This window comes from Bradyrhizobium sp. Cp5.3 (assembly GCF_000426265.1).
Taxonomy (GTDB): Bacteria; Pseudomonadota; Alphaproteobacteria; order Rhizobiales; family Xanthobacteraceae; genus Bradyrhizobium; species Bradyrhizobium neotropicale.
Genome location: NZ_AUFA01000039.1, coordinates 1 through 10,917 on the forward strand (window position 1 = coordinate 1; position 10,917 = coordinate 10,917).

Here is a 10,917-nt window from a genome sequence, read left to right on the forward strand (position 1 = left end):
CAACCCCGTTGCCCACGTCACGAGGGCCGCGTAACATTCATTCCGGCAACGTCGGCCCGACCTAGTTCAACAGCGATCGGGACATCCCCTTCGGCGCGCGCAAAGGATACAGTGTTTTGATTTCGGTTGCTGCCTTTCCGCGTATCAGGAGGAAACGATGCGGTTGCCCGTTGCGCTCTCTATCGTGCTGATTCCGGTCACGTCGGTTATTGCGCGTGAGCAGGATCAGACCGTGTCCATTGGACCATGGACGATAGCAACCTTTTTCAAGGCGGAGAAGTTTGACAGGTGCACGATGAACCGATCCGCCAATGATCTCGACATAACGTTTGCAAGATCGGATAACGGCTTGCTCCTGTCTCTTGATTCATCGAAATGGAAGCTCGAGAGAGGCAAGACGTACGATGTCACCCTCGCGGCGGGTGCGCGATCGGTTCAGGCAAAAGCGTTGGCGGATGCGAGGAGCGTAACGATCACTCTATCGGACCGCCCGCTCGGCGAGAGAATGCGCACGGCCAATGTTCTCGAAGTGAGAGGAGAAGGAGCGACGTTGAAGGTACCGCTCGACGGAAGTACGGCGGCCCTTGAACGCCTCGATTCATGTTTCGAGAAAAACAGCCACGCCGGAGTTGAGAGTAACCCGTTCGTCGCCCCCAGTCGGAAGCCTTAGCACTTAAGCAGTCGATGCCGGCCAAGCCGCGCGACTTTCATTTTGCTCTCGAAAGCTGACGTTTATGAGTGCACGTCCTACTCGGCGGGCAGGATCAGGCCACTCAACGCGTCCATCGATGCCCCCTGAAGCGCGGCCAGTTCGCGCACGGCATCTCGGCACTCGGCAGGAGACATCGCGGAAGCCGTTAGCTCGATCCCGCTGCAGCGCTCGAACAGGCGGACGAGCCCGAGCGCGCTGGCGGCGCTGCCGAGCTGGTGCGCGGACCGCGCGAGCTGCGCACGGTCACCCGCTGCCGCCGCCTTGACGATATCCTCGATCAGCGTCGCGCCGGTCTCTTCCAGCAACCGGTGCAGCCTGGCGATCTGCGAGGCGCCCAGCAGCTCCGTCTGATCGTCGAGAAAAGCGCGGTCGATCAAGGCGCCCGCGGCCAGTTGTGCTGCGGCCGGTTCTCGCGGAGGATCGTCTTCGATCGCCTCGCGCAGGGCGTTGATCAGGATCGGCTTGCCGACGACCTTGGCGATACCCGCGCTTGCGAGCCGCTCTCGGGCAGTCCCCGAGACATCGGCGGTGACGGCGATGATCCGCGGGGTCCGTTGCAATTGGAGCCGCCGGATTTGCGCGGCCGCCTCCACGCCGTTCATGTCAGGCATGTGCAGGTCCATCAGGATGACGTCGAACGGCTGGGTGCGCGCGAGCTCGATGGCCGAGGCGCCATTCCTTGCGATCGTGGGATGATGGCCGAGCCGGTTCAGCATGGCTTCGCCGACCTCACAATTGACGGGATCGTCATCGACCAGCAGCACGCGGAGCTGGCGCGAAGGGGCGCGCTCGGCTCGCTCTGAGATGTCGTTCCCGGCATGTCCGAGCGGCACGGTGAGCGTGAACACGCTGCCGTTGCCCGGCGAGCTCTCCACTGTCAGCTCGCCGCGCATCAGGCGCGTGAGGCGCTGCGCGATCGCGAGGCCCAGTCCGGTGCCGCCGAACCGTCGCGCGATGCTGTCGTCGGCCTGGACGAAATCTTCGAAGATGCGCTCGTGCATGTCGGGTGCAATCCCGATGCCGGTGTCCTGAACGATGAAGCGAAGCCGCGTCTGGTCCTGTTCGGGCATGGCGGCCGCCTTCAGGGAGATCCCGCCGTGTGGGGTGAACTTGATGGCGTTGCCGATCAGATTGAGCAGCACGCGATTGAGCCGGACCGGATCGCCGTGGACTGACACGTTGACCGTCGGATCGCACGAGAGATCGAAGGTCAGCCCCTTGGCCAGCGCCTGGGGGCGCATCAGGTCGGCGGCGGCCTCGATCAATTGGTCGAGGCGGAAGTCGCGGGGCTCCAGCGTCTCGGCGCTGGCCTCCAGGCGCGCATATTCCAGGATGGCATCGACCAGCGCGATGAGCGTCTCGCCTGAGGCGGCGGCGGTCGCGAGGTAGCGGCGCTGGGCCTCGTTGAGGCTGCCGTCGTCGAGCAGTTGCAGCACGCCCATGACGCCGTTGAGAGGCGTGCGCAACTCGTGGCTGACGACGGCGAGAAAGCGCGACTTGGTTTCGTTGGCCGCAACGGCGGCGCTCCGGGCGCGCTCGGCGGCGTCATGCTCGGCAAGCGCATGGTCGCGGGCCTTTTCCAGTTCGGCGGTTCGCTCTGCGACCTTGCGCTCCAGCGTCGCGTAGGATTCGCGAAGGTGCGCGGCCATGTTGTTGAACTGGTCGCCGAGCGCCTCGAGTTCATCGCCGGTCTTGATTGCGAGCCGCAGGCCGAGATCGCCGCTTCCGATCCGCTTTGCACCCTGCGTCAGCATCTGGATCGGCACGGTCATGCGCCGGCTGAGCAGGAACGAGACCAGCACCGCGCAGGCCAGCAGCACCAGCAGCAGAAACGCCGAGCGCCCGATCGATGCATAGATCGGCGCATAGGCTTCGCTGAGCGGGAGCTCGACGAACACCAGCCAGCCGAGCGAAGGTACCGTTGCATAAGTCGACAGCACGCGCTGACCGGCCAGGTCCTCCTTCATCACGCCGCCTGCCTGCGGCGGCGCGCCGTCGAGCGCGGCCCGCACGTCGGGATTGCCGGAGAGATCGGTGTGGCGCAGGGCCGGCCACAGATCGGGATGCGCGATCAGTTGTCCCTTGCGATCGACTACGTAGGCCTTGCCGGTGCTGCCGACCTTGATCTTGGCAACGAGGTCCCAGATGAAGCGCAAATTGACTTCGGCGATCGTGACGTCGGGATCGCGTCCGGCGCCGCGGATGGCGAGCGTCATGAAGGGTTCGGTGTCGCCGAAGAAATAGACCGGCCCGTAATAGATCCCGTTCGCCTTGGCAGCCTGGAACGCCGGCAAGGCGGAGAGATCGACATTGCTGCCGACCCTGTCGGCCACCCGGCGCGACACGCGGACCTGCTCGCTGCCGGCGGAATTGAGCTGCGCGATTTCCGCGATCGCGGGCGACAGGCGCAGAAGACGGATGGCGTTCAGTCGCTCGTCTTCATGCGTCGACAGATCGGGGGGCAGGCGCGACAGCCATTTGAGCTGGTTCTCGATCTGGCCGATGAACGCGCCGATCTGGATGGCGGCCGAGGCGGCCTGTTCGCTCTGGATCGCTGCGAGAAGCTGCTTCTGTTCGCGATAGGAGAAGCCGACGTCGAAAGCGGTGTTGACGGCGAGCGCGGTGAAGGCGAGCGCCACGATCGAGTAGAGATATTTGCGGAACAGCCGGCCGGGGGGCGTGCGCGAATGACCCTGGTCGGCCGGCTCGTTCACTCGCGGATCTCGTCCGCACGCGCGAGCAGCGTGGCCGGAAGCTTCAGGCCGAGCGCGTCGGCGGCCTTGCCGTTGATGAGGAGCTCGTATTTCCGCGGCGATTGCACCGGCAGGTCACCGGCCTTGGTGCCGCGCAGGATGAGGTCGACGTAGTCGGCCAAGCGGATTTCCAGCGCGGCGCCGTAGCTCATCAGCCCGCCCGCGTCGATGAAATAGTGGAAGGGATAGATCATCGGCACGCGGTGCTTTGCCGCTGCTGCGACGACCGCTTGACGGTTGACCACGAGGAACGAGTCGACCAGCGCAATCATTCCGGCGGGAGGAGAGCCCGAAAAGCCGGCGATGGCCTCGTCGATCATCGATGCTTTCTGCACCGGGGCCGGTATCAAGGTGACGCCCGCGGTCTTGGCTTCCTGCTCGATCGCATCGAGGAAGAAGCGTCCGCCGCGCGGCGTCGTGACCGGATTGAAGATGACGCCGACGCGCTCGATCGCGGGAACGGCTTCCTTCAGGAGCTGCAGCCATTTGCTGCCCATCTCCGCGGTGCTGTTGGTGAAGCCGGTGACGTTGCCGCCCGGATGCGCCAGGCTCTCGACGAAGCCGTTGCCGACGGGATCGTTCGCCGTCGCAAACACGATCGGGATCGTCTTGGTGGCCGCCATGACGGCGGCGGTTTCGATCGTCGAGGCCGTCACGATCACGTCGGGGTTGAGGTCGACAGCCTCCTGAACCGTGGCCTTGAGCTTCTCCGGCCCTCCGAGGGTCGAGTGGATCTCGACGCGGACGTTGACCCCGTCGACCCAGCCGCGCTGGTTCAGCCCCTGGACGAGCGCGCTCAGCCGCGACGCCGCGGTTTCGTTGGTCGTCTTGGCTGCCAAGGGATCGCTGAGCGGAAGCCCGGACAGCAAGCAGACAATCCGAACCCGATCCGGCGATGCCCCTAGCGCGAGCCATCCCGCAGCACTTGCACCCGCAAGACGCATGAAGCCGCGGCGGTCGACCGCCGTGGGGGCGGAGTTGCGCGCAGACTGCTTAGTCATGAAATGGATTGCACGATGGCCCTGTCCCAAGGTGCTTGGATAGCGCGAAAGCTGGGTAATCACAATTGATGAAAAGGGCGCCTGTGAATGCTCGTTCGCAGCCTGTGTTAGCGCCGCAACGTGAATTCCTCTGCGCCCCGCCGATGTTCCCATTTCGCCTGCTCGAGCTCGGGCTGGTCGCACGCGGCCTCGGGATAGCCGACGCAGAGATAGGCGATGAATTTCCAGGAGCTTGGCACGTCGAGAATGGTGTGGATGCGATCCGGATTGAGGATCGATACCCAGCCGAGCCCGATACCCTCGGCGCGCGCGGCGAGCCACATCGCAATGATCGCCGCGACCACGGAATATTCGGTCGTCTCGGGCATCGTCGCGCGGCCGAGGCCGTGGCCGATATCGCTTGCCTTGTCCGCGAACACGGCGAGATGGCCGGGCGCCTGTTCGAGTCCGGAGAGTTTCAGCGCCGCGTAGCGGCCAGCGCGCTCGCCGGCATAGGACTTCAGCGCATCATCGTTGCACGCCTTGAAATCGTCGATCACGGCGCGGCGTCTCGCGCCGTCCGCGACGATGACGAAGCGCCAGGGTTGGCTGAGGCCGACCGAGGGTGAGAGGCACGCCGTCTCGATCAGCCGCTCGATGGCGCCGTCCGGCAGCGGATCGGTCCGGAAACGGCGCACGTCGCGGCGCCACACGAACAGCTCGTGCAATTGCCGGCGGAAGAGGTCGTCGAACTCGACCATTGGGTCATCGTACCATGTGCAGGGCCGAGGCGGCCAGCAGCAGGATCGCGATCTCGCCGATCTGCTCGAACGCGCCGAGGATATCACCGGTCTGCCCGCCGATCTGGCGCGTGGCGAGCCGCGCCAGGATCAGCCCCGCCAGCGACAGCAGGATCAGGCCGATCAGCGCCTTCCCGGGGCCGAGCGCGATGACGAGGCCGAAGGTGCCGAGACCAAAGGCAACGGCCACGCTCGGGCCCGCTGGCTGGCCCGCACCCGCCGACAGTCCGTCCGGCCGTGCCGACGGCACCAAGGACATGAAGGCCGGCAGGCCGGCGCGCGAGGCGACATGCGCGGACGACAGCGCGAGCGCCACCAGCCACGGATCGGCGATGGCTGCGAGCGCGCTCCAGCGCAGGCCGAAAGACAGGATCAGCGCGCAAACGCCATAGGTCCCGATCCGGCTGTCGCGCATGATCTCGAGCTTGCGCTCGCGCGTCCGTCCGCCGCCGAGCCCGTCGGCAGTATCGGCAAGCCCGTCCTCGTGCAGCGCGCCTGTAATGAGGACAGTCGAAGCGAGCGCCAGCAGGGCGGCCGCGACAGGCGGCAATCCGGCCCGGCTCGCGATCGCGTAGGCGGCCGCGCCTGCAAGGGCGACCAGCAGGCCGGCGACGGGCAGCGCCCAGCTCGCGCGCGCCATCGCGCCATCGCCGGCGGGCTTGGATGGTCCCACCGGCAGGATCGTGACGAACGACGCCGCGATCCGCAGGTCCGTGACGACGTCGTGCAGGAGCTCGGTGCGCAGCATCATTTCAGCTTCATCGGTAGTCCGGCGACGACGAACTCGACCTCGTCGGCGACCGCAGCAATGGTCTGGTTCATGATCCCGGCGGCGTCGCGGAAGGCGCGCGCCAGCGCGTTGTCTGGCACGATCCCGAGGCCGACCTCGTTGGTGACGATGACGACCGGACTCTTGAGGCGGGGCAGGGCATCGGCGAGCTCTGCCACCTCGCGCGACCAGTCTCGCTCCGCATGGAGCAGGTTGGAGAGCCACAGCGTCAGGCAGTCGACGAGCCTTGCGCCGCCGCCGTCGGTCTCGCTCAGCGCCCGCACGAGATCCAACGGCTCCTCGCGCTCGCGCCAGTCGGTTCCGCGCCGCGCGCGATGGAGGGCGATGCGCTCCGCCATTTCGGCATCGAGCGCCTCTGCCGTCGCGATGTACACGGGCTGCCCCGGAAAGCTGCGCGTGCGCGCCTCCGCACGGCGGCTCTTGCCCGATCGCGCTCCGCCCGTGATCAAAATGACGGCCATCGAAGTCTCCTGTCGGCCAGCACTAATCACCAATCGCGGGCAAAGACAAAGCCGAAATCAGGCGGGCAGGGGCTTGCGCTCGGCCGGGGTCTTGCGCATCAGGGGGCGGGTCGAGACAGGAGAGGTGTGTGGGTTTTGCGGGCGCGATGGTGGTGGCGATGGCGGTCGATGCGCTGGTGGGCTGGCCGTCGCCGCTGTTCGCCCGGATCGGCCATCCCGTGACCTGGCTGGGCCGGTTGATCACCGCCATTGATACCGCCTGGAATCGGCCGTCCGATCCGCCGTCGCTTCGCCGCGTCGCAGGCATTGCCGGCGCACTCACCGTAATCGCGCTGTCCGCCGCGCTCGGCTGGGTGCTTCAGTCCATGCTCTCCTCGGGCTGGATTGCGGTCGTGCTGGCGGGCGTGCTCGCCTGGCCGCTGGTCGCGCTGCGTTCGCTGGGCGACCATGTGGCGGCTGTCGCGGGACCTTTGCAGGCCGGCGACATCGCCGGTGCGCGCGCAGCCGTCTCGCGCATCGTCGGTCGCGATCCGGCAGCGCTCGATGAGGCCGGTATCGCGCGCGCGGCGATCGAGAGCCTGGCGGAGAACGCCTCCGACGGCATCGTGGCGCCGGTGTTCTGGGGCGCACTGCTCGGCTTGCCCGGCATCCTCGGCTACAAGGCGATCAACACGCTCGATTCGATGATCGGCCATCGCACCGAGCGGCACGAGGCCTTCGGCTGGGCTGCGGCACGCATCGACGATGTCGTCAACTTCATTCCGGCGCGCCTCACCGGCTTTTTGTTCGTGTTGCTGGCGCCGCGGCCGTCGGAGGCGCTGTCATGCATGACGCGGGATGCGCGTCGTCATCGCTCGCCCAACGCCGGTTGGCCGGAGGCTGCCATGGCCGGTGCGCTCGGCGTGCGGCTCAGCGGTCCGCGCATCTATCACGGCAGCATCACCAACGAGCCCTGGCTGAACGCGGGCGCGCGCGATCCGATTCCAGCAGACCTCATGCAGGGACTGACGATCTATCGCCGAGCCATGCTGCTCCTCGCCGGCGTCCTTGCGATCCTCGCCTTCGCGTGAAAGAAGGGGACATGCGTGAGCATGGTGGCAATATCGATCAGGCCCGGCAGCGTTTCGGCGGCCGCGCGGAGGACTGGATCGATCTCTCGACGGGGATCAACCGGCTGCCTTATCCGGCGGTCGAGGTGAGCTTGCCGCAGTGGAGTGCTCTGCCGTCGCGATCCGAGATTGAAGCCCTGCATCAGGCGGCACAGCATGCCTATGGCACGACAGCGCCCATTGTCGCGCTTGGCGGCGCGCAGGCCGTCATTCAACTGCTGCCGCAACTTGCGCCGCTTGGCCGCGCCCGCATCCTCGCGCCGACTTACAACGAGTATGCTCCAGTCCTTTTGGCCGCCGGTTGGGAGGTCGAAGAGGTCGGCGAGCTGGATGCACTCGCAGGCGCGGATCTCGCCATCGTCGTCAATCCCAACAATCCCGATGGCCGGTGCCACAAACCCCGCGAGCTGCTGGCGCTGCTGCCACGCGTCGGCCGCCTCGTGATCGACGAGAGCTTTGCCGACGCGCTTCCGCACCTGTCGCTCGCGGGCGAAGCCGATCGGCCGGGGCTTTTGATCCTGCGTTCGTTCGGAAAGTTCTACGGGCTTGCCGGCCTGCGGCTCGGCTTCGCGGTTGGCAATGCCACTGACATTGCAGCACTCGCGGCGATGTCCGGCCCGTGGCCGGTCTCGGGCGCCGCGATTGCCATCGGGCAGCGTGCCTTGCTCGATGACGCCTGGGCCAAGGCGACCTCAGTGCGGCTTGCGCGCGACAGCGTTCGGCTCGACGCCATGGTGCAGCAGCAGGGCTGGCGGCTCGTCGGCGGCACGCCGCTGTTTCGTCTCTACGAGACCGGCGACGTGTTGGCCGCGCAGGACAAGCTTGCGCGCGGTCAGATCTGGTCACGCGTCTTCGCGCAGAAGCCGACATGGTTGCGCCTGGGACTCCCCGGCAGCGAGACGGAATGGACGCGGCTCGCGGAGGTCCTTTCGCGCTGAGCGCTCAGCGCGCCAGCGCGAGCAGCCCTTTGACATCGAGATGTGTCTCGATGTGATCGGCGAGCGCATCGAGCGCGCTCTCGACCCTGGCATGGTAGGGCTCGTCGCCTGCGGGAATGTCGAGCTTTGCGAGAAACGCCTTGCGAAAATCGTCCGAGGTGAAGAGGCCGTGCAGGTAGCTGCCTTGGACGCGTCCATCGCTTGAGGTAGCGCCTTCCGGCGCGCCGTCGAGCATAGCAAAGGCGCGCGCGCGATCGGGCCCTTCGGTGCGGCCGATGTGAATCTCATAGGCCTCGATCGGCGCACTCGTCGCCGCATGCACGGCCGACACGCGCGTCAGCGTCTTCTGCGGGCTCATCTCCGTCGTCACGTCGAGAAGCCCGAGGCCCGGCGTCTCGCCCGCAGGCCCTTCGATTCCGTCGGGATCGGCGACGCTGCGCCCGAGCATCTGATAGCCGCCGCAGAGGCCGAGCACATGGCCGCCCCTGCGGTGATGCGCAAGGAGATCGATGTCCCAGCCCTGCGCGCGCAGGAAGGCGAGGTCGCCGCGGGTGGATTTGGAGCCGGGAATGATGACGAGGCGCACGTCGCCCGGGATCGCTTCACCCGGACGCACCATCACGAGATCGACGCTAGCCTCGAGCTTCAGTGGATCGAGGTCGTCGAAATTGGCGATCCGCGACAGCGCGAGACATGCGATCTTGCACTGACCGGGCTTTCGCGCGTCCCGCAATCCGAGCGCATCCTCGGCCGGAAGCTCGCCGGCGCGCGCGAACCAGGGCAGCACGCCGAAACCGCGCCAGGACGTCCTGGCTTCGATCAGCCGGTAGCCATCGTCGAACAGCGTGGGATCGCCACGGAACTTGTTGATGATAAAACCCCGGATCATCGCGGCGTCATCCGGATCGATCACCGTCTTGATGCCGACGAGCTGCGCGATGACGCCGCCGCGATCGATGTCGCCGACCAGCACGACCGGCACGTCGGCCTTGCGCGCAAAGCCCATATTGGCAATATCGGCCTTGCGCAGATTGACTTCCGCCGGGCTGCCGGCGCCTTCGACCAGCACGAGATCGGCGCGCGCCTTCAGCCGCTCAAAACTCTCCAGCACCGCGCCCATCAAGGAGGGCTTCATCGCGGCGTAGTCCCGCGCGCGCGCGGTCGCGATGCGCTTTCCCTGCACGATCACCTGCGCGCCGACATCGGTCTCGGGCTTCAGCAGCACCGGGTTCATGTCGGTGTGCGGCTCGACACCGGCGGCGAGCGCCTGGAGCGCCTGGGCGCGGCCGATCTCGCCGCCGTCGACGGTGACGGCGGCATTGTTCGACATGTTCTGCGGCTTGAAGGGAAGCACGCGCAGGCCGCGCCGCTTAGCTGCGCGCGCAAGGCCCGCGACGATGAGCGACTTGCCCACGTCCGAGCCGGCCCCCTGGATCATCAATGCGCGCGTCATTGCGAAAATTGTCTCAGAACTCGACGCCGGCTTGCGCCTTGATGCCGGAGCGGAACGGATGCTTGACCAGCGTCATCTCGGTGACGAGATCGGCGATCTCGATCAGTTCGTCCTTGGCGTTGCGGCCGGTGAGGACGACATGCGTCATCGGTGGCTTCGAGGTCTTCAGGAAGTCGACGACCTCGGCGATATCGAGATAGTCGTAGCGCAGCGCGATGTTGATCTCGTCGAGCACAACCATGCGCAGCCGCTCATCGGCGATCAGCTCTTTCGCCTTCTCCCAACCCGCGCGCGCCGCGGCGATGTCGCGGGCGCGGTCCTGTGTCTCCCAGGTAAAACCTTCGCCCATCGCATGGAACTGGCAGAGATCGCCGAAATGGCCGGTCAAAAGCCGCCGCTCGCCGGTGTCCCAGGCGCCCTTGATGAACTGCACGACCGCGCAGGGAAAGCCGTGGGCGACGCAGCGGACAATCATGCCGAAGGCCGAGGAGGACTTGCCCTTGCCGGCGCCGGTATGGACGATGATGAGGCCCTTCTCGCCGCTCTTGGTCGCCATGATCTTGTCGCGGGCGACCTTGATTTTCGCCATTTTCGCGGCGTGCCGGGCGTCGGTGTCCTCGGTGCTTTGGGTATCCGGTTCAGGCGTCATCGGACGGGGTCCTTCGGCTTGACAAGTGGCGGCCATGGGCAAATGGTGGGCCCGCGTTGGTTCCTGTCCTACGACAGGCGAAGAGGGAATGCGATAGGGCGCGAATCGGTAAGATTTGAGCCCAAAATGCAGCCGCCCCCGCGACCGTGACCGGAGAGATGCCCGAAGCCACTGATCCCCTGGGGGATCGGGAAGGCGGGGGACGAAGGGACAAACCCTGCTCCGCAAGCCGGGAGACCTGCCAGCGCGGAGTTTGAGACCGGCGGACGGGG

10 protein-coding genes and 1 riboswitch are annotated in these 10,917 nt (G+C 66.4%); of the genes, 3 read left to right on the forward strand and 7 right to left on the reverse strand.

The genetic code is table 11. The features are described 5' to 3' along the window. Window positions 1-157: 157 nt before the first annotated feature. Window positions 158-670, forward strand: coding sequence for a hypothetical protein (locus K289_RS0133125; protein ID WP_027555388.1), 513 nt, complete (start codon window positions 158-160; stop codon window positions 668-670). 77 nt (window positions 671-747) lie between these two features. On the opposite strand, the gene K289_RS0133130 is transcribed toward K289_RS0133125, so the two are convergent. The 5 genes from K289_RS0133130 to cobU all read right to left on the reverse strand — a co-directional run bounded on the left by K289_RS0133130 (window position 748) and on the right by cobU (window position 6,496). Beyond that, on the reverse strand, window positions 748-3,426 hold the full coding sequence (locus K289_RS0133130; RefSeq protein WP_027555389.1) for a hybrid sensor histidine kinase/response regulator: 2,679 nt from the start codon (window positions 3,424-3,426) through the stop codon (window positions 748-750). Further along, on the reverse strand, window positions 3,423-4,466 hold the full coding sequence (locus K289_RS0133135) for an ABC transporter substrate-binding protein (RefSeq protein ID WP_027555390.1): 1,044 nt from the start codon (window positions 4,464-4,466) through the stop codon (window positions 3,423-3,425). The genes K289_RS0133130 and K289_RS0133135 overlap by 4 nt, the downstream gene beginning before the upstream one ends. A gap of 107 nt (window positions 4,467-4,573) precedes the next feature. Then, window positions 4,574-5,206 carry a 5,6-dimethylbenzimidazole synthase gene (bluB, locus tag K289_RS0133140; RefSeq protein WP_027555391.1) on the reverse strand — a complete coding sequence of 211 codons (633 nt, stop codon included), beginning with the start codon at window positions 5,204-5,206 and terminating at the stop codon, window positions 4,574-4,576. Between the two features lie 4 nt (window positions 5,207-5,210). Further along, window positions 5,211-5,996 carry an adenosylcobinamide-GDP ribazoletransferase gene (gene cobS, locus K289_RS0133145; RefSeq protein ID WP_027555392.1) on the reverse strand — a complete coding sequence of 262 codons (786 nt, stop codon included), beginning with the start codon at window positions 5,994-5,996 and terminating at the stop codon, window positions 5,211-5,213. Then, complete coding sequence (gene cobU, locus K289_RS0133150; RefSeq protein ID WP_027555393.1) at window positions 5,993-6,496, reverse strand: bifunctional adenosylcobinamide kinase/adenosylcobinamide-phosphate guanylyltransferase; 504 nt, start codon at window positions 6,494-6,496, stop codon at window positions 5,993-5,995. The genes cobS and cobU overlap by 4 nt, the downstream gene beginning before the upstream one ends. Window positions 6,497-6,624: 128 nt before the next feature. Between cobU and cbiB the strand changes: the two genes are divergently transcribed. Together cbiB and cobD are read left to right on the forward strand one after the other, a co-directional pair. Continuing rightward, entirely contained in the window at window positions 6,625-7,566 is a 942-nt protein-coding gene (gene cbiB, locus K289_RS0133155) for an adenosylcobinamide-phosphate synthase CbiB (protein ID WP_027555394.1), read from the forward strand. 11 nt (window positions 7,567-7,577) lie between these two features. Then, on the forward strand, window positions 7,578-8,543 hold the full coding sequence (gene cobD, locus K289_RS0133160; RefSeq protein ID WP_027555395.1) for a threonine-phosphate decarboxylase CobD: 966 nt from the start codon (window positions 7,578-7,580) through the stop codon (window positions 8,541-8,543). A 4-nt stretch (window positions 8,544-8,547) separates the two neighbouring features. On the opposite strand, the gene K289_RS0133165 is transcribed toward cobD, so the two are convergent. Next, window positions 8,548-9,996, reverse strand: coding sequence for a cobyric acid synthase (locus K289_RS0133165; protein WP_027555396.1), 1,449 nt, complete (start codon window positions 9,994-9,996; stop codon window positions 8,548-8,550). 13 nt (window positions 9,997-10,009) lie between these two features. Continuing rightward, window positions 10,010-10,645: a cob(I)yrinic acid a,c-diamide adenosyltransferase gene (gene cobO, locus K289_RS0133170; protein WP_027555397.1), complete on the reverse strand. Its 636-nt coding sequence runs from the start codon at window positions 10,643-10,645 to the stop codon at window positions 10,010-10,012. 40 nt (window positions 10,646-10,685) lie between these two features. Further along, a riboswitch (cobalamin riboswitch) is annotated at window positions 10,686-10,906 on the forward strand. Window positions 10,907-10,917 lie beyond the last annotated feature (11 nt).

Excerpts from the sequence above, each read along its gene's own strand:
- K289_RS0133125 (WP_027555388.1), top strand. The coding sequence starts at position 158 with ATGCGGTTGCCCGTTGCGCTCTCTATCGTGCTGATTCCGGTCACGTCG.
- K289_RS0133135 (WP_027555390.1), bottom strand. The coding sequence starts at position 4,466 with ATGACTAAGCAGTCTGCGCGCAACTCCGCCCCCACGGCGGTCGACCGC.
- bluB (WP_027555391.1), bottom strand. The coding sequence starts at position 5,206 with ATGGTCGAGTTCGACGACCTCTTCCGCCGGCAATTGCACGAGCTGTTC.
- cobS (WP_027555392.1), bottom strand. The coding sequence starts at position 5,996 with ATGATGCTGCGCACCGAGCTCCTGCACGACGTCGTCACGGACCTGCGG.
- cobU (WP_027555393.1), bottom strand. The coding sequence starts at position 6,496 with ATGGCCGTCATTTTGATCACGGGCGGAGCGCGATCGGGCAAGAGCCGC.
- cobD (WP_027555395.1), top strand. The coding sequence starts at position 7,578 with ATGCGTGAGCATGGTGGCAATATCGATCAGGCCCGGCAGCGTTTCGGC.
- K289_RS0133165 (WP_027555396.1), bottom strand. The coding sequence starts at position 9,996 with ATGACGCGCGCATTGATGATCCAGGGGGCCGGCTCGGACGTGGGCAAG.
- cobO (WP_027555397.1), bottom strand. The coding sequence starts at position 10,645 with ATGACGCCTGAACCGGATACCCAAAGCACCGAGGACACCGACGCCCGG.